Source organism: Mesorhizobium sp. ORM8.1 (genome assembly GCF_053005525.2).
In genome coordinates this window covers 2,482,098-2,499,711 of sequence record NZ_CM132600.1, presented here as the reverse complement: position 1 = coordinate 2,499,711, position 17,614 = coordinate 2,482,098, and the positions used below count along the sequence as shown (strand labels likewise).

Below are 17,614 nucleotides of genomic sequence, written 5' to 3'. Positions count from 1 at the left end.
TCATGGCGCGGGATTCCCCTGTGCCACAACGCCGGAGGGGCAGAATGCTCGAGTTCTATTTTTCCTATTGTGGGGTGCTCAAGCGCCTGCGTAGCGGTGCACTCGGTGGCGAGATGGATCGCCTCGCGGAGCATTTTTTCACCCTCGGTTATAAGCGAGCGTCCGCCAAGATTTACCTGAGCCGGATTGCGCGCTTTAGCCAGTTTGCCGCAACGCGCTGTGGTCGGATGCCGATCCATCAAGATGTCGTCGACAGCTATTTATGCACGTTTACTACGGATTCTCCACGCATTGGGGCAGCATCGGCGCTGGGACATGCACGGCGAGTGGCTCCGGAGCGCTTCATTGCTTCCCCTCCCAAGGTAGATGATGATCCGGATACTCCGCTTCTGGCCTCATTTTCCGACTATTTGCGCAAGGTGCGAGGACTTGAGCCGAAGACCCGCGAAGGCGTTCTTCTGGGAGGCCGCCGCTTTCTGGATTGGTTCCGCCATCACCATCCCGGTCAAGACCTCGAGGCGTTGACGGCTGAGCACGTACTCGCTGCTGTCGAGCATCGGCTGTCGCTATCGGCGACCACCGGCACCCGCACGGCAGCGACTTCTCACATCCGAACATTTCTTCAGTTTTTATGTTGGGCTGGCCACCATGATCAGGATCTCGACCGCGTCGTCCCAAGGACGCCTCATTGGCGTTTGGCGCATTTGCCGCCGCGCCTTGCATGGGATGACGTTCGGCGGGCAATCGATGCGATCGGTGCAACGACGCCGGTCGACATCCGCGATCGAGCCGTCCTGCTGCTACTCGCCACCACGGGCATTCGCAACGGTGAGCTACGCGCCATTCAGCTGCAGGATATCGACTGGCGTGCTGGCGAGGTTTCTGTCCGGCGCACCAAGGGCAAGCGGGATCGGGTGGCGCCGCTGCTCGAGGAGACTGGCGCTGCGCTCGCCGACTACGTCCTGCGCGCTCGACCGAAAGTGGATAGTCCGTATCTGTTCCTGTCCTTCACGCCGCCCGTGGCACCGTTCAAATGCGCGTCGCCTGTTTCGAGGATCGTGCGGAAGCGGTTGCGACATGGCGGGGTTGAACTCGGGCAGGTCGCAGGTGCGCATCTCCTGCGCCACAGTCTCGCCACCCAGCTCGTCAAGCAGCGAAGGCTGATCAACGAGGTCGCCGATCTCCTGGGACACCGCAGCATCAATACAACGGCGCTGTACGTAAAGGTCGCGACCTCGCAACTTGCCGAGGTCGCACTCCCCTTTCCGGGAGGCGTGGCATGACCGCCTTTGCCCGATTCCTCCGCGAGAAGGCCGAGTGTTACATCGAGCTACGCCACTCCCTCGGCTATGCCTTCAGCAAGCAAGCCGGCACGTTGCGGGCCTTCGTGAGGTACGTTGAGCGCGCTCAGTTCGATGGGCCCGCCACTCGAACGTTGGCGCTGGATTTCGCGCTGTCGTTCAGCGGCGCCGCCAACAGCCGCGTCACTCGTCACGGCGTGCTCCGCCGGTTTTACGAGTATCTCGCCGTCTACGACGCGCGAACCGAAGTCTTGGAGCGCAGGGCTTTCCCCAGATCCAGAGCGATCCCGCCTCCGCGTATTCTCAGCGAGGCCGAGTTGGCATCACTCATCGACGCATGCGCCCGCATTTCGCCTAGCATTCCTCTGCGAGGGCGGACGATGGCGACGCTGATCGGATTGTTGGCGAGTTCGGGGCTGCGATCGGGCGAAGTAGTCGGGCTTGATCGATCCGACGTTGATCTCACCAACGGGGTTCTCCTCGTTCGGAAGACAAAGTTCCGCAAGGATCGTCTCGTTCCAGTTCACACGACAACCCAGGCTGCCCTTGGGTGCTATGCCCGTGAGCGCGACGCCGCTTTCCCCATACCCAAGGATCAGGGCTTCTTCCTCAGTTCCCGGGGCAATCGCCTCTCGGCGACCGGCCTGCAAAACGGCTTTGCCGAGGTCCGTAAACTCGCCGACTTTGATCGCGGTAAGCCGTTAAGGCCGCACGATCTCAGGCACCGATTTGCCGTGACCCGCCTCAGCCTCTGGCACCAACAGCGCTTAGACGTTCAGGCGCTATTGCCTTTGCTCGCCACATATCTCGGCCACGCCAGTTACAGCGACACGGCCTACTACCTCACGGGCTCGGCGGAACTCCTCGCCATCGCGGCTGAGCGTGCCGCCCTCGATGGAGGCGCAGCATGAGCGAAGACCTGCTCCTAGCGCCGCTCCTGGAGTCGTATTTCCGCCGGCGCCTGACCAAGCAGCGGAACGCGACTCCCGCGACCGTGGCCAGCTATCGGGACGCCTTGCGCATGCTGATCCTCTTTGCCGCCGCCCGATTGCGGAAGAAGCCCGCCGCCTTGGCGCTCGAAGAGCTTGATCGAGACCTCGTTCTCGCTTTTCTCGACGAACTCGAGGAGAAGCGGAACAATTCCGTCACCACGCGCAACGCCCGCTTGGCCGCGATCCGATCTTTCTTCCACCACGTCGCTGCCGCCGACCCGGCGTCCTTCGGCGTCGCCCAACGCGTGCTGACGATTCCCATTAAACGGACGCACATTGAGGTGACGTACCACCTCACCAAGGCCGAAGTGGACACCCTCATCGCGGCGCCCGATCCAAAGACGCCCCGTGGTCGGCGCGACCGAGCCTTTCTGCTCTTCTTGGCACGGACCGGCGCCCGGGTCTCCGAAGCCACCGGCGTCAACGCAAACGACCTTCAGTTGGAGCGGCCGCACCCACAAGTGCTGCTGCGCGGCAGAGGGCGCAGAGACCGCGTCGTCCCCATTGCTAAGGACCTGGCGCGGGCGCTGACATCCTTGTTGAGCGAGCGCGGGATCGCCCATCACGAGCCGCGACCGATATTCGTCGGCGCCCGCAACGAGCGTCTGACTCGTTTCGGAGCGACCCATATCGTGCGGCGTGCGGCCACCGAGGCCGTGCCTACCAAATCGGCCTTGGCCGACAAGCCCATATCGCCGCACATCTTCCGGCACTCCCTCGCCATGAAGCTTCTTCAGTCCGGCGTGGACCTTTTGACGATCCAAGCCTGGCTCGGGCACGCACAGGTCGCCACGACCCACCGCTATGCCACAGCGGATGTCGAGATGATGCGCAATGGACTCGAGAAGGCGGGCATCGAGGGCAATTACGGGGCGCGCTTCCGGCCCACCGATGCCGTTCTCCAACTGCTGAACTCCATCTGAATATTATGTGGCGGAGGCAAGCTGGGTTTGGCCGGCCCGAAAGGGGTCAGGGCGGCTCCGCCACATAATCTCGCCCGACACATAAATGCGGATCCCGGCCCAACGTCTCCTGAACCTGCAGAGCGAGCCCTTGCATTCCGCGACGCATATCGGTCCGGCCGACCGCCAACCAGATCCGCACCTGGCTCGGAACCGGGATCATGAAACGCCCAGCGCCTTCACCATCGCAGCCGCCAGTGTCGGCGGCGTGGTCAGCGGAATCCGCAGCCGCACCTTGCCGGCGATCTCCAGCTCGATCACCGCTGGTGGCGCCGCCGGCACCGAAGCGGCGACGGGCTTATCGGGAACCACGACAACTTCGGCAAAGCCCGTCTCGCGGGCTCTGACCGTGCGGCGCCACTTATAGATCAGGCTGGTCGCGACATCTTACTGACGCGCCACCGCCGCCACTGTGGCACCGGGCGCGAATGCCGCGGCCAGTATCCGGCACCGATCTTCTTCACTCCAACGGCGCCGCCGCTCCGGCCCGGTCAATAACGTCACATGGCTCATGCTGTGCTGCTAACTACGCTCGTAAGGACGACCTTAAGAGCGCAGCCTCGCTACCGTGCCATCCTCCCGCAAGGCGGCCTTCGCCGGAGGCGTACGATGTTTCGAAGCTGAAGAACGCTATTGCGATAGCGGAGGCACGCCGGGAATTAGAGATTCGGTTCTTCGGTGAGGTCGACGCGTCGGCCACCAGCTTGCGGCGGGTTATAGGCCGGATCGCCAGCCGATTTGATCACGTGCATTTCTGCTACGAGGTTGGCCCAACCGGGTATGGCCTTTATCGCCTGATCCGGTCGCTCGGGCACGAGCGCACCGTGGTTGCGCCACCATTTGGTGAAGATGAACCGCCGAGGCGCCATTCCCTTGCCCGGCTATTGCGCCGGCGAGCTGACCTCCGTGTGGGTTCCCGATGAAGGGCACGAGTCCATGCGGGAGTTCCAATTCGCAGCCTTCGTTACCTAGCACACCGCGACGATCGAACGGGTGCTCGCTTTCCGCGAAGCTCTTTGAGCGAAGGCTTGTGACATCCCCGACGGGAGGAGCAAGCTGATGCGGTGCTGCCTTCATGCGGTGGGCCTTTCGGGCATCGGCAAGCCGACGGTGAAAGGGATTACCGAAACAAGATTGCTCCCTTTGGGGGCCCCGCCCACTCGTTTGGCGACATATCCGAGGAGCCACAGCACCGTGAGCCCGATAGACGGTTCAAGCGAACGGGATGAGCACTACACTGCCGATTTAACCGACCATCCATAAAATTCACAACATCTTCACAACTGAAATCGCTCGACGATGGTACCTTCATCGCAAGTCGACCATCAGGCACGACAAAAAAGCTGTTGCCTGTTACACTCCGATCACAGACCAGAAAACTTGGGAGGTTGCACCGATGGCAAGAAGAGCGCTCATCCTAATCGAAGGAGATACTGGTAACGGACCGCTATATCTTCAAGCGGCCCAGCGCCTTGGCCTTCATCCGATTACCCTGTCAGCCGATCCTGCTAGATACGACTATCTTGCATTTGACGGAGCTGAGGTAATCACTGTTGACACGGATAATATCGATGCGCTCATACGCGAATGTTGTCGGATTCGTGCGGGCTATCATATTGCTGGCATTACCGGCTTTGTGGGCGACGACGAGTTGGTCTATGCGACCGTTGGCAAGCTCTGCCAGTACTTCGATCTACCGGGTCCGAACCCAGCAGCGGTTGAACGGTGCTGCGACAAATTCGTTCAACGTCAACTGCTCGGGAAAGCCGGCGTTCCAATGCCTGCGTATCGACTGGCAGCGAACGCGACGGATGTAGAAAACGCCGCTGCTGAGATCGGTCTACCGGTGATTGTTAAGCCAACCGTAGGTTGCGGCAGCATCGGTGTCCGACTTTGCCGGAACTTCTATGAGCTAGCCGAACACGCGGCCCACCTTTTGCGTGGGAAGCATTCTTCGCCGAGGATATTGGTTGAAGAATTCGCAGAGGGTCCGTATTACGTGGCTGACATAATGGGGTATAACGTTATTGCGATTGCGGCTGGCGAGTTTTTGCCTCCACCACACTTCGTGTGGCGTGAGGAGACTTTGCCGGCCCAGCTGACCAATGATCAGCATGAGCGTATTGCCGACGTTTCACTGAGAAGTTTGCGTGCTCTCGGCCTCGGTTGGGGCCCAACGAACATCGGGTTCCGATGGACGAAGAGTGGCCCAGTGGTCATTGAAGCCAATCCGCGTATTTCTGGCGCGCCCGATCCTCAATTGGTCCAACTAGCTTTCGGCATGGATCCGATTACCGAGCATGTCAAACTTGTCATCGGCATGGAATGGGACATAAGCAAGCGGAAGTCGCACATTGCTGCTATGCGTTACTTAGTTCCTGATCGTGATGGAATACTCGATTGGACGGATGCGGATACCGATGAGGCAAGCCGTGCGGCCGCTGCATCCGGTGCAGTGGTCGAGTTCAAAAAATACCTCGAAAGCAAGACTGCGATCGTCAGGAAAGGCGATTACCGAGACGCGATCGGACATATCATTTGCGCCTCGTCCACCCATGCCCAAACCGCGAGGATACTTCAGGGTGCCGCCGACTCATTTAGCTGGTCAATTGCACCATTTCCCGACTCCTGCATCCGCTGACGCGGCATTTGGCGGGTGTTTGCAGGGCAGGTTTTGTATCGAAGGATTGTGGCTGTTAAGCAATCTTGAGAACGGAAGCACCTGAGTTGGCCGAGATGAGGATCGTGGTCGAGTAGCTCAGCCATTCGGCTTTCGCCCTCCCAGATCCGGGCGGGCGGATTTCCCGCACCCGGCTCTTCCCGAGGGTAACCCGCGCCATATCCGTGCTTGCGCCCAAGTTCGAGTGATGCGCGGAGTTGGCAGGGGGAAGCGCGCCGTCAAGTTCGAACTCCGGCCAGCCCATGCACCGGCTTTTTTGGCTGTGCCGTCTCAGGATAGGCGGGGCCTGTCTATCGCACCAGGGGCAGTCCAAATGGTTGAATGTTGCGAGAAATCTCTCAAGCATCTTGAGCTTACACGTGCGCCCGAGGCGCTGATGGCGTGGAGCGGCTCGCCAGTCGTGCTCTTCTTACTTGATCATTGAGGAAGGTCATGCATCGCCTCTTGAGAAGACTGACTGGCCTACGGTCCTCTGAATAGTGCTTCGGCCGGAGCTGCCGGAACCGCACACAGCGCCGGCACCGCCGTTGCCTGCAGCGCGTGGCTCGGCCTGAGCACGATGCGCGCTCAAGCGCCTTCGCCCAGTGCGTGGGCTATACCTGAGAACAGCCGCCGGATGCCATTTGGAAGTCAGCCGAGTTCGAAGAGTTGGCGCGGCGCTTTTGTGAGTACCTCGACTCCGTGTTCGGTGACGCGAATGCTCTCGCTAAGGACGTATCCGAAACCTTCATCAACCCAGGAGCCAAGATGCAAATGGAAAGTCATGTTCGGCTCGAGAACTGTCGTACCTCCCAACTTGAGGCTGGTCGTCGTCTCCATCCAGTTTATTCCGATGGAATATCCGGCGCGCGAGCGTTTTGGGAATCCGTGCTTCTCCGTCGTAGTGTGAATAATTTTGGCCACTTCGCCGCTAACGGCGCCGGCTCGGATTACACTCAGCCCCGCCTCAAGGCCGGCGAGCTGCGCTTGATGAATGCGCAACAATCGGTCAGAAGGTTTGCCAATGATGTACGTGCGGCCGATCGGAGCGTGGTAGTCATGCCGGACACCAGCGATCTCCAGATTGATTTGCGAATTCTTCCGAAGAGTGTCTTCGCTCCAGGCCGTATGAGGGTTTCCGATCCGCGAGGTGGCACAGAGAAAAGGCGTTGCGATCCAAGTTCCGGGCTTACCATTGGCTCCGCGAGCTAACGTCCCTACAATTTCGGCGATTGCGTCTGCCTCCCGCATGCCGGGGCGCATGACTTCAGCAGCCCTGAACACACCAGCATCCGAAATCGCAGCCGCTTCGCGCATGATGATAATCTCGAGATCGGATTTGAGTGTGCGTATCCGGGTTACCACGTTCGAGAAATCTCTAATATTCGCGTGTCTTAGCCTGCGCATGTACTTTCCAGCCGAGTCAGCCCTCAAATTGCACAGCTCGATTCCTATCCTGCTCTGCCCAAGCCCCTGATCGAACATAAAGTCAATCACCGCGTCGTGACCATTGACATCGGAATCGCCCATCAACTCTTCTGGGTAGCCCAAGACGCTCTCGCGTCCCATGAAGGTTTCCTGCACGGCTGCGCCAACGTCCATCCAACGCAAGATGAAGATAGGCTCTTCCCGTGAGGCGATGACGACAAGGGCTCGCGTGTCATAGGAGTGAGCGACTGATCCCGATAGGTAAGTAATGTGTGCGTCGTCAGTAATCACAACCGCGGCGAGATCACGGGCAGCCATCATCGCTTTAACTGCGGCAATTCTACGTAGATATTCCGAACGCGGGAATACCTGCGGCCCTTTAATGACTAACATAAAAAAGCTCCCTCGGATGTGTCTCAGATTGGGGTCGGCCAAGCTCTCCAACAAGCAGCTTTCAACCGAAGTTGTCATACAAGAAGTCGAACGCCAAATAAGGCTGCAGTCGCCGAGGACTAAGCAAGTCGCTCACACGGCAAACTGGTGGGACAAAGTACGAGTACCACGGTTCTCAGCGCAATCCGCAGGTGCTTCGACACTTCCATAGGAAGATCCGAGCTCGGGTAGTTGATCACCAGGCGTATCATTGTTGTCATTGCGCCGACCTCGACAGCTTGCAGCAGGATGTGGACCGTCGGCCTGACTAAAGGAGGCGCGTCCGAAATTCCGAATGGATTTTGTGGGATTGTTTTCTCCCCTCCTCAACCTTGCTAAGAACCGCAAATCGGGAACGCAGCCGATGCAGATCACAACGCCACGCACTAGACCCGACCCGCACCAACTGACAGAATGCTATTTCAAAGCTCAAATTTTCCTGAGGCAGTGCAAGCTTTGACCTCCTCATTTCCACGACGGAACTCTCGTGTTCTTAGACAACTATACCCTACAATCAACCGCCTGATACCTATCGCTGTTGGTGGGGTGCTCGTGGAGCCGACACACCTGCAAGCCGCGTGCTGAGAATCAGAACGTTTTGGGGTTGCCCTGACAATTTCATAATTATTTCACACAACTGGTATTTGGAATTGTTATGCTTCGGGTCTGGCAGAAGAAAACGGAAGGTGCCCACGGCGAAGTTACTGGCAAGCAAGGCCGCGTATCTGCTGTGATTGAAGACGGTGGGGGCGCCACTTAGATGTCCGCAATGCCGAAAGAATAGGATGAATGCTATGACCACCCTTCCGCAAATATCCCTGGCGAAATTGGCAGATGACGCAACTCGAATTGAAGAGCGCACGCGACTCTGCACGGCATGCCAGGAGTACGGATTCTTCTATCTCATCGAGCACGGCATCCCAAAAGAAAGAATCTCACAATCAATCCAGAGTTCCCGAGATTTTTTCGCTTTGCCAGACTCGGTCAAAGAACGTTTTGGTCACGGGTTTCAGGAGGTCTACCCTAGGATCGCCCGTGGCTATAGTCCGTTGCACGGTGAGGTGCTGCATCCACAGACCGGCTCTGATCCCAAGGAAATATTTGACCTTGGAATCGAGAATGAGAGCGACCGGCGTCCCTTTGCGGGATGCACGCTCTTGCCGGACGACGCCTTGGCTCCCGGGTTCGCGCGCAGCCTGCTTGCTTTGCAGGCTGAGATGGTCAACGGGGTTGTTCCGCAGCTCGGAGAGGCGCTCGCCAACCTAATCGGTATGGAACAGGGATGGTTCCAGCGACACTTCAGCCCACCGACGCTTGGGCAACGCGTGATCCGTTATCCATCGGGCGGCGTAGCCGGCAAGCACACCGATGGCGGCTTCTTCACGCTGCTGCTGCAGGAAGAACTCCCCACGCTCTCCTTGCAGGTGTGGTTCCACGAGCGCTGGATTCCAGTGCCGAGCCTGCCTGACAGTCTAGTCGTCAATTTGGGCGACATGTTTCAGGCCTTGAGCGACGACCGCTTCAAGAGTACCCCCCACCAGGTCGAGCACAGTGGTCCGACTGACCGAATTTCCCTTCCCTTCTTTATCTATCCCGACGTCGACGCTCGCCTGGCATCGAGGCAAGGAGGGCGCGCCTTGAATGTCGCGGAAATGATGCTGCGCAATATGGAGTCCGTCGAAACAGGAAATGGCGCGGGCCGCGCTCGAGAGTTGCAGTAGTCGCCCCGTTTTTCGAGAAACAGATCAGGACGTGCTTGGAACCGTTCAGCGACAATTAACTCAGGGGCTTCGGTGACAGGGGCAGGCGCCCAGCCCAGCTGTGTTCAACGATGCACGTCCCTTAGGTGCGCATGCAGACGGCGAGTCCAGGATTAGCATGCTGCAGAGAACAGTTCAGGTATGTGAGGAGGGCTTGGGCATTGCTTTACGACTACATCGTCGTCGGAGGGGGCTCATCTGGATGCGTGATGGCGAACAGGCTATCCGCTGGCAAAGAACGCGTGCTGCTCATCGAGGCTGGGCCAGACACCCCGCCGAACGCCATTCCTAGCGACATCCTAAACGGCGATCCGACCCGAGCTTACCTTAATCCATGCTACCAATGGCAGTCGCTTTACGCCACGACAATGCGCGATGGCCGCAAGCCCATTCATTACGAGCAGGCTCGGGTTATGGGCGGCGGATCCAGCATCAATGGCCAAGTGGCAAACCGCGGCGGTCCGGAAGACTATAATGAATGGGCCTCAATCGGTGCCGAAGGCTGGGGTTGGGACGACGTTTTGCCCTACTTCCGCCGGCTCGAACGCGATTTAGACTTCGAAGACGAATTTCACGGCAAAGACGGCCCCCTGCCAATAAAACGGGTCCGGCAATCAGATTGGTCTGGCTTTGTCCGAGCGGTCTCAGAAGCGTGCGACGCTTTGGGCCTTCATTTCAAGCCAGACTTCAACGCCGCGTTCGGTGACGGCTACTCCGTCGTCCCGTTGACCAATTGCAACAATCATCGTGTTTCCTGCGCAATGGCCTATTTGTCCGAAAGCGTCCGCTCTCGGCCCAATTTGACAATCTTGTCGGAAACGACGGTTGTCCGGCTAATTCTTTCAGGAAACGCAATCACAGGCATCGAGTCGGAGAACACTTTAGGGCGGCAGCTACATCGCGCTTCGACCGTGATCCTCTGTGCCGGAGCGATCCACTCTCCTGCCATTCTGATGCGCTCTGGGATTGGACCGGCCGAGGAATTGACGAGGATCGGTATTCCAGCTGTAATAGATTTGAAGGGAGTGGGTCAGAACCTGCAGGAACACCCGGCGATCTGCGTTTCGGCCTACCTACGGCCGGAGCATTGCATGTTGCCAAGTGCCAACGGGCATATTCAGATGCATGCCCGCTATTCGTCTGGGTATGATGGTTGCCCCCCAACGGACATGGCAATGTCTGTTCTCGCTAGGTCAACGTGGCACCCGGTTGGGCAGCGCCTCGGAACATTGGCCTTATGGGTAAATCGAAGTTATTCTACAGGAGCCATAACCCTCAGGGATCGCTCTCACAATGTAGAGCCCAAAGTGGATTTTAACTGGTTGAGCGACACGCGGGATGTCGAGCGTTTGAAGCAGGGCTTCCGTTTCATCGCCCGTTTGGTGCAACAAAATTCACTGTCCTCGGCAGCGTTCAACTTGTTTCCCTCGGCTTGGAACACACGAGCGAAGCGGGTGAGCAGGCTCAATCGCACAAATTTTGTTCTCACTTCTGTTCTGGCGCGGATCATGGACAGATCTCCGTTCCTGCGCCGCGCGCTGATCAGGCGCGTCATAACAGATGGCCATAGCATTGCCGATCTCACTAATGATGAAGAACAGTTGGACCGATTCGTCCGTAAGAACGTCGTCGCAAGTTTTCATCCAACATCGACCTGCAGGATGGGCGCGACTTCGGATCTTAGGGCCGTGACTGATTCGTGGGGCCGCGTGCGCGGTCTTTCCGGCTTGAGGATCGCTGATGCTTCGGTGATGCCATTCTGCCCCCGAGCGAACACGAACATTCCTACGATCATGGTGGCTGAGAAGATCGCTGACGCAATCCTGCAGCATAAGCAAGGGCCGCTTCACCAATGATCCACGTGAGTTGCGAAGTTTCACGCACTCGACAGCGCAAAACGGGCGTTCTAACCCGTTTCTCCAATTCCGGTTCTTTCCTCGCCGGCAAATTCGCGGATCGGGTCCGCGACCTTCGATGACAGTCGGGAGCTGCGAGACATCATACAGGGCGCGGTCAGGAACTTCGCGAGCACTTCACGGTGCTGCGCGAAAAACCTGTTGTCATCGTGAAGTGTAACCCGGTTGTTGATTACTGTGCCGGGCGTTGGCCCTTTGGTTGCTCCGGCTGGCAACGCCCTCTGGCCCCCTGAGGAACTCGAAGGTCCTAGCAGGCTGTTGAAAAAGGGCTCGCGACGGTCCCAGGTTGCGCGTTCCGGTAATTCCCGGACAGGCATTCCAGTAATGTCGGGACAGCAATTCCAGTAATTCCCGGACAGTGATTCCACTAAATCCCGGACAGTTTTGCGGGGTGGATTTGGCGACCGGTTCTCGACGGCGCCGTTCTGGCAATTTGGTCTCTCACGCGTGTGTTGAGAGGACCGATGCCAAGACGGAAGCAAGCGAGACGAACGACAGTGAGGGATATCCGCTCGATCCTACGCCTGACCCATGACCAGGGCCTTTCAGTGCGTGAGGTGGCCGAACGGCTGAAGATCAGCAAGACCTCGGTTTCAACCTATCTGCTTCGGGCGCGGGAGGCCGGTTTAACGGGCTGGCCGCTGTTGCCCGGCTATGACGACGACGCCAAGCTCGAACGACTGCTCTTCGGCCGCGCGGGCCGTCCTCCCCTTGATCTGAGTGAGCCGGACTGGGCGGCGATCGCCCGGGAACTCAAGCGCAAAGGGGTGACACTGGCCCTGGTGTGGCATGAATATCGGGCTGCCCATCCCGACGGCTATGGCTACAGCTGGTTCTGCGACCGGTTCGCCCTCTTCGAACAGCGTACGAGCGCTGTGTTCCGTCATCGGCACGCGGCTGGCGCTGTGATGCAGACCGACTATGCCGGGCAGACGGTGCCGGTGATCGATCCGATCACTGGCGTCATTGCGCCGGCGCAGATCTTCGTGGCGGTGCTGGGAGCCTCCAATCTCACCTTCGCCCATGCCAGCCTCAGCCAGAAGCTGCCGGATTGGATCGAAGGACAGGTGCAGGCCCTGAGCTTTTTTGGTGGGGTCACCAAAGCGATCGTCTGCGACAATCTGAAGGCTGGTGTCGTCAAGGCCCTGTGGTTCGAGCCGACCTTGAACGCGACGTTTGCGGCCATGGCCGAGCATTACGACACCACGATCCTGCCGACCCGACCAGCTAAGCCGCGCGACAAAGGCAAGGTCGAGGGCGCAGTTCTCATCGTCGAGCGCTGGATTCTGGCGCGACTGCGCAACCTGTAGCGCGACAATCTGGGAGAGAAGCGCTCTACGTTGATTGTCGCGCCGCAGCAACCGCCAATTCTTCTCGCTAGCCCAGCTCAATGCGGCGATCGCCGAGCTTCTCGAGGAACTAAACAACCGGCCCATGCGTCATGTCGGCCATAGCCGGCGCGAACTGTTCGATGAGCTCGAGAAGGCGGCGCTCGCGCCTCTGCCGGCCACGCCGTTCGAATATGCCGAGTGGAAAGCGGCCAAGGTCCATCCTGATTATCATGTCGAAGTCGACAAGACTTTCTATTCCGTGCCCCATCAGCTGATCGGCCGCACCGTCGAGGTCCGGCTCACCCACCGGGTGATCGAGATCTTCCATGATCACCAGCGCGTCGCCTGCCATGTTCGCCGATCGCAGCGCTGCGGCCATGTCACCATCGACGTTCACATGCCCAAGGCGCATCAGCGCTACGCCAACACCACGCCCGCCAACCTGATCGGCCGAGCGGCTGTCATCGGCCCGAACACCGCGATCCTGGTCGAACGCATGATGCGCGACAGGCCCCATCCCGAGCAGGGCTATCGTTCGGCCATGGGCATCTTATCGCTATCGCCCCGCTATGGACCCACGCGCCTGGACGCCGCTTGCGAGCGCGCGCTTACCATCAACGCGATCACCTATTCCTCCGTCAACGCCATCCTCAAAGCCGGCCTCGATCGCATGGGATCGCAGGCCGAACCGGCGAAGCCGACACCAGCCCACGCCAATATCCGCGGTCGCACCTACTATCAGTGAAGCAAAGGACGAAAGAATGCTGACAAACCCAACCCTCGATCAAATGCAGGCCCTCGGGCTCCCTGGCATGGCTACCGCCTGGCGCGAACTGGCCGCAGCTGAACAGAGCAGCGCCAATGAGTTGAGCCGCGACGAATGGCTCGGCCTGATGCTCGACCGGGAGATCGCCATGCGGGCCGACAAGCGTGTCAGGAACAAGCTCGCCTCGGCCAAGCTGCGCTTCCCCGAAGCATGCATCGAAGACATCGACTTCGCGCCCGCGCGCGGCCTCGACCGCCGCAACACCATGGCGCTCGCCCAAGGCCATTGGCTCAAGGCCCAGGAGAATTTGATCCTCACCGGCCAGACCGGAACTGGAAAATCATGGTTGGCCTGCGCCTTCGGACGGCAGGCGGCCCGGCTCGACCATTCCGTTCTCTATGTGCGCGTACCGCGCATGTTCGAGGATCTGGCGCTCGCCCGCCTCGACGGGCGCTTCCCCCGGCTCATCGAAAAACTTACCCGAGTGCATTTGCTCATCCTCGACGATTTTGGCTCCCACAGCCTCTCGGACCAGCAGCGCTTCCATCTCTTCGAAATCGTCGAGGAGAGATATCGCCGCCGCTCAACCATCATCGCCGCTCAGACCACCGTGGACAAATGGCATGACCTGATCAATGACCCCACCGTCGCCGACGCCATTCTCGACAGGATCGTTCACAATGCTCACCGCATTGCCCTGCAAGGCGACAGTCTGCGAAAGCAAAAAACGAGGCCCCTCTTGACCGGCGCCGAAAACACCGAAATCAATCAACCCTGAACTCAACGAGGCTATCGAGAACCAGCGACCCCAGGCTGTCCCGACATTACCGGAACGCCTGTCCCGTATTTAGCGGAATCGCTGTCCCGAGTTGGCGGAATGCGCACCCAGGTTCGTGATTCACTCTGACCACGAAGAGGTGGGAGTGAATCGTGCGGGGCGAAGACGAACAGACAGGCGAACTGTTCAGCTACGTGGACCTTGGAGCGCGGGTACGGCGTGATCATCCGTTGCGCGCAATCCGGCTGATTGTGAGCGAGGCGCTGTCGGCGCTGGAGCGGGAGTTCGCGGCGCTGTATTCGCCGATCGGACGGCCATCGATCCCGCCGGAGAAGCTGCTGCGGGCGATGCTGCTGCAGGCGTTCTATTCAATCCGCTCGGAGCGGCTGTTGATGGAACGGCTGGAATACGATCTTCTGTTCCGCTGGTTCGTCGGCATCGGTGTCGACGAGGCGGCGTGGAACCATTCGGTGTTCTCCAAGAACCGCGACCGGCTGCTGGAAGGCGACATCGCCGCAAAGTTCCTGGCGGCGGTGCTGGCGCAGCCCAAGGTCAGGAGGCTTCTGTCGACGGATCACTTCTCGGTCGACGGGACGCTGATCGAGGCCTGGGCGTCGATGAAGAGCGTCAAGCCGAAAGACGGCTCGGGCGAGCCGCCAACTCAAGGCGGCGGGCGCAACGCCGAAGCGGATTTCCATGCCCAGAAGCGGTCGTGTAGCGCGACAATCTGGGAGAGAAGCCGTATTGCCTCACGTAATGATGTTCCTCGAGATTCGAGCGTTGCCTCATCCATTTTGCTCCCGGCTTGGGGCTAAGGAGGCCGGGCGCGGAGATGGCCAGGGTTTCGCAGCGCCCGGCCTCCTTAGCGAGCGCCACGGCCGCAAGCAACTGCCCTTCGCGCAATTCTGTGAGCACCGTGCTCAACAGCGTCTGTTCGCGAACCAGCAGCGGCGCACATTCCGTCCAGCCGATCGCAATGTCGGTGAGCACGAGGGTTTGGATGAAGCTGCCGCGAGCCGAAGGGCCGCTATGGGCCACGAGGTCCGCCTCAACGAAGCCTGGCGCTGGATCGTCCCAATCCGCCGACGCTCTAATGGGAATGCTCCGTCGCAGGGCATGCGCTGCGGGCCGTCGTCGAGGACGTCCCAAGCCTTCTCGGATCGGTCCCAGCGTCCTATCGATCGTGGCCGCGCTCATCGCCAGCAATTTGCCCCGGATTTCGGGCGCTAGGTCAAAATGACCGTGCCGTTCCATCGCCTCGAGAAGGATGGGCAGCAACGCCTTCAGCCGCTTGCCGCAGACGCGGTCGGACGCCTCCCAGAGCAATATGAGCGCATTGCGTTCCGCTTCATCATAAATCCGCGGCCGCGCTCGCCGGCGTGCAAACGGCCCCTCACCGCGTCGTAGCAGCCGCATCGCGTGCTTGCGGTGAAAGCCCGTGACGACGACGAACTCATCCAAAATTCTCGCCTTCTCCGCTCGCGTCGAAGCACGATAACGCTCTGAAACCGCCGTCGTGTGGAGCCTCAACAGGTTGTCCTCGATTAGAGCCAGGCGACTGATAGGCGTTTTGGACTTTAGGCTGCCGTGGGGCCGGTGCCAATTGTAACGATGCAGCCAGACGGGCAGTTCTGCGGCGCGGTGATTTGATGTCGGATAGGCAAAGGCGTAGGCCCATTCGCGCAGCGCCGTCTGGATGAAGCGCTCGGCCTTGCCCATTGGTCTTGGGCGTATAGGGCCTTGTCCTGACATGCTTGAGGCCGAGATCGCGGCAGGCATTGGCGAAGGCCCTCGATCTGTAGCAGGAGCCGTTATCGGTCATGACGCGCGCTATCTCGACGCCGAGGCTGGCGTAATAGGCCACCGCCGCCTTGAGGAAGGCGATGGCGCTTTTTTCTCGTCGGGCAGGATCCGCGAGAAAGCGATGCGGGAAGCATCGTCGATGCAGACATGGACGAACTCCCAGCCGGCGCCGCGCGACTTGCCCTTTTGCGGATCGCCCGTGATGCGATGGCCGACTTGACCGAAGCGGCCGAGCTTCTTGATGTCGATATGGATCATCTCGCCGGGATGCTCGCGCTCGTAGCGCCGGACCGGTTCGGCCGGTTCGATGTCGCTCAACCGCGACAATCCAGCACGCTTGAGCACCCGGCTGACGGTGGCGGGCGAGACGCCGACCTCATGGGCGATATGGTTGCCGGTCCAACGTTGCCGCCGCAGCGCCACGATGCGCTCGGCGATCGACGCAGCGGTGGCCTGTGGCATATGGGCGGGCCGCGAGGAACGGTCGACCATGCCGGCCCGCCCTTCGGCCTTGTAGCGTTCGACCCAGCGCGCCACGATCTTGGCCAACACGCCATAGACGCGCGCCGCATGGGCTTTGGAAAAGACGCCTTCTATCACCGACAGCGCCATCTCCTCTCGACGCAGCGGTGTGAGACGGGCATTCTTGTGGATGTTCATTCGGACCCTCCGACGGATGCTGAAGCCTGGTAACTCCAGTCTCCTCGGTCCGGTCCGAATGGACAACCTCCCGAAAGCTCACACCTCGGCGGACCCGCAACCATTACCATTGGAGCCGACAATCACGGCGAAATCGCCTTTGGCGCCCTGCAAGCCGGCCTCGATCTCCGCTACAGTCCCTCGATGGTCTTCTTCGCATGGGGTGGCTGCGAGGAGATGAATGAAGTCACCGGCGACGGCTCCGCCGAACTGCTCGACGACGGCTCGATCGAGATCACATTCGCCTATCACAACGGCGACGAAGCCATCCTCAAAGCCAAACGGGATACTTCTTCAACAGCCTGCTGGGCCGTTCTCAGATTGATGCCCCTTCACCTCAACAAGGCGAGGATGATGGCGTCAGGCGTGCCTTCATGTGTTCCGCGAAAGTGCTCAAGCTTTGTAACCCCAGTTTCGTTTAGTTGTGTGCGCCAAGTTCTGCAAGATGGCTTGGTGGTACATGTGGCTGTTCAGCGCATTCCCGATGGTCAGTTGCGCCGTCCCCGCCATTTGGACCCGCTCGACCAGCGCTTTTCCTCGCTCCGAGCCTTCGGTGATCCGCAGACAGTCTGCGGGCATTGCCAGTGGAGGTCCACGAGACCTGCCTGTAGAGGCCATCCGCGACCCCGGCCGCTACCGTCGCACAGAGGCGCTGCTCGTTCTACCGACTAACGGAGCCCTCTCATTGTTGAGGGCAGCCTGTTATTTGCGGCGATGATTGTCGGTAGGGGAACATTTGAAGGCATTTTTTGGGAGGCAACTCCCGAACGATTAACACATTTTCGTG

11 protein-coding genes and 5 pseudogenes are annotated in these 17,614 nt (G+C 59.6%); 10 read left to right on the top strand and 6 right to left on the bottom strand.

Translation table 11 applies throughout. From position 1 onward, the window contains the following. Positions 1-44 precede the first annotated feature (44 nt). From ACVDG8_RS12800 to ACVDG8_RS12790, 3 genes are read left to right on the top strand one after another with little or no spacing between them, the layout of a single operon-like run. Positions 45-1,283, top strand: coding sequence for a site-specific integrase (locus tag ACVDG8_RS12800; RefSeq protein WP_447255008.1), 1,239 nt, complete (start codon positions 45-47; stop codon positions 1,281-1,283). Then, positions 1,280-2,212, top strand: coding sequence for a tyrosine-type recombinase/integrase (locus ACVDG8_RS12795; protein WP_447255007.1), 933 nt, complete (start codon positions 1,280-1,282; stop codon positions 2,210-2,212). The genes ACVDG8_RS12800 and ACVDG8_RS12795 overlap by 4 nt, the downstream gene beginning before the upstream one ends. Continuing rightward, entirely contained in the window at positions 2,209-3,216 is a 1,008-nt protein-coding gene (locus ACVDG8_RS12790; RefSeq protein WP_455707725.1) for a tyrosine-type recombinase/integrase, read from the top strand. The genes ACVDG8_RS12795 and ACVDG8_RS12790 overlap by 4 nt, the downstream gene beginning before the upstream one ends. A gap of 46 nt (positions 3,217-3,262) precedes the next feature. Here the strand turns inward: ACVDG8_RS12790 and ACVDG8_RS12785 are convergent, their stop codons facing one another. The 3 genes from ACVDG8_RS12785 to ACVDG8_RS12775 form a co-directional block, all read right to left on the bottom strand. Beyond that, positions 3,263-3,352: a hypothetical protein gene (locus ACVDG8_RS12785; protein WP_455707831.1), complete on the bottom strand. Its 90-nt coding sequence runs from the start codon at positions 3,350-3,352 to the stop codon at positions 3,263-3,265. 62 nt (positions 3,353-3,414) lie between these two features. Further along, positions 3,415-3,567, bottom strand: a complete 153-nt coding sequence (locus ACVDG8_RS12780) for a hypothetical protein (protein ID WP_447255005.1) — start codon at positions 3,565-3,567, stop codon at positions 3,415-3,417. A gap of 75 nt (positions 3,568-3,642) precedes the next feature. Continuing rightward, positions 3,643-3,768, bottom strand: coding sequence for a transposase (locus ACVDG8_RS12775; RefSeq protein WP_447255004.1), 126 nt, complete (start codon positions 3,766-3,768; stop codon positions 3,643-3,645). A gap of 107 nt (positions 3,769-3,875) precedes the next feature. On the opposite strand from ACVDG8_RS12775, the pseudogene ACVDG8_RS12770 reads away from it, so the two are divergent. Together ACVDG8_RS12770 and ACVDG8_RS12765 are read left to right on the top strand one after the other, a co-directional pair. Further along, positions 3,876-4,200: pseudogene (locus tag ACVDG8_RS12770) on the top strand (IS110 family transposase); the annotation flags it as partial. A gap of 451 nt (positions 4,201-4,651) precedes the next feature. After that, on the top strand, positions 4,652-5,896 hold the full coding sequence (locus ACVDG8_RS12765) for an ATP-grasp domain-containing protein (protein WP_447255003.1): 1,245 nt from the start codon (positions 4,652-4,654) through the stop codon (positions 5,894-5,896). A 669-nt stretch (positions 5,897-6,565) separates the two neighbouring features. Here the strand turns inward: ACVDG8_RS12765 and ACVDG8_RS12760 are convergent. Next, the gene (locus ACVDG8_RS12760; RefSeq protein WP_447255002.1) at positions 6,566-7,735 is read right to left on the bottom strand and encodes a M24 family metallopeptidase; all 1,170 of its coding nucleotides are present in this window, start codon (positions 7,733-7,735) and stop codon (positions 6,566-6,568) included. 833 nt (positions 7,736-8,568) lie between these two features. Here ACVDG8_RS12760 and ACVDG8_RS12755 point away from each other — a divergent pair. The 5 genes and pseudogenes from ACVDG8_RS12755 to ACVDG8_RS12735 all read left to right on the top strand — a co-directional run. After that, on the top strand, positions 8,569-9,495 hold the full coding sequence (locus ACVDG8_RS12755) for a 2-oxoglutarate and iron-dependent oxygenase domain-containing protein (RefSeq protein ID WP_447255001.1): 927 nt from the start codon (positions 8,569-8,571) through the stop codon (positions 9,493-9,495). 200 nt (positions 9,496-9,695) lie between these two features. Beyond that, a complete protein-coding gene (locus ACVDG8_RS12750) occupies positions 9,696-11,390 on the top strand; it encodes a GMC family oxidoreductase (protein WP_447255000.1) in 1,695 nt (564 codons plus the stop codon). A gap of 524 nt (positions 11,391-11,914) precedes the next feature. Further along, a pseudogene (gene istA / locus ACVDG8_RS12745) lies at positions 11,915-13,526 on the top strand (IS21 family transposase). Positions 13,527-13,542: 16 nt separating this feature from the next. Further along, positions 13,543-14,325: an IS21-like element helper ATPase IstB gene (gene istB, locus ACVDG8_RS12740; protein ID WP_447254999.1), complete on the top strand. Its 783-nt coding sequence runs from the start codon at positions 13,543-13,545 to the stop codon at positions 14,323-14,325. 152 nt (positions 14,326-14,477) lie between these two features. Then, positions 14,478-15,038: pseudogene (locus ACVDG8_RS12735) on the top strand (transposase); the annotation flags it as partial. 181 nt (positions 15,039-15,219) lie between these two features. On the opposite strand, the pseudogene ACVDG8_RS12730 reads toward ACVDG8_RS12735, so the two are convergent. Together ACVDG8_RS12730 and ACVDG8_RS12725 are read right to left on the bottom strand one after the other, a co-directional pair. Next, positions 15,220-15,870 (bottom strand): annotated as a pseudogene (locus ACVDG8_RS12730) (ISNCY family transposase); the annotation flags it as partial. Next, positions 15,844-16,788 (bottom strand): annotated as a pseudogene (locus ACVDG8_RS12725) (IS481 family transposase); the annotation flags it as partial. The pseudogenes ACVDG8_RS12730 and ACVDG8_RS12725, both read right to left, overlap by 27 nt. Positions 16,789-17,614 lie beyond the last annotated feature (826 nt).

Excerpts from the sequence above, each read along its gene's own strand:
- ACVDG8_RS12785 (WP_455707831.1), bottom strand. The coding sequence starts at position 3,352 with ATGCAAGGGCTCGCTCTGCAGGTTCAGGAGACGTTGGGCCGGGATCCG.
- istB (WP_447254999.1), top strand. The coding sequence starts at position 13,543 with ATGCTGACAAACCCAACCCTCGATCAAATGCAGGCCCTCGGGCTCCCT.
- ACVDG8_RS12760 (WP_447255002.1), bottom strand. The coding sequence starts at position 7,735 with ATGTTAGTCATTAAAGGGCCGCAGGTATTCCCGCGTTCGGAATATCTA.
- ACVDG8_RS12795 (WP_447255007.1), top strand. The coding sequence starts at position 1,280 with ATGACCGCCTTTGCCCGATTCCTCCGCGAGAAGGCCGAGTGTTACATC.
- ACVDG8_RS12800 (WP_447255008.1), top strand. The coding sequence starts at position 45 with ATGCTCGAGTTCTATTTTTCCTATTGTGGGGTGCTCAAGCGCCTGCGT.
- ACVDG8_RS12765 (WP_447255003.1), top strand. The coding sequence starts at position 4,652 with ATGGCAAGAAGAGCGCTCATCCTAATCGAAGGAGATACTGGTAACGGA.
- ACVDG8_RS12775 (WP_447255004.1), bottom strand. The coding sequence starts at position 3,768 with ATGAGCCATGTGACGTTATTGACCGGGCCGGAGCGGCGGCGCCGTTGG.
- ACVDG8_RS12790 (WP_455707725.1), top strand. The coding sequence starts at position 2,209 with ATGAGCGAAGACCTGCTCCTAGCGCCGCTCCTGGAGTCGTATTTCCGC.
- ACVDG8_RS12755 (WP_447255001.1), top strand. The coding sequence starts at position 8,569 with ATGACCACCCTTCCGCAAATATCCCTGGCGAAATTGGCAGATGACGCA.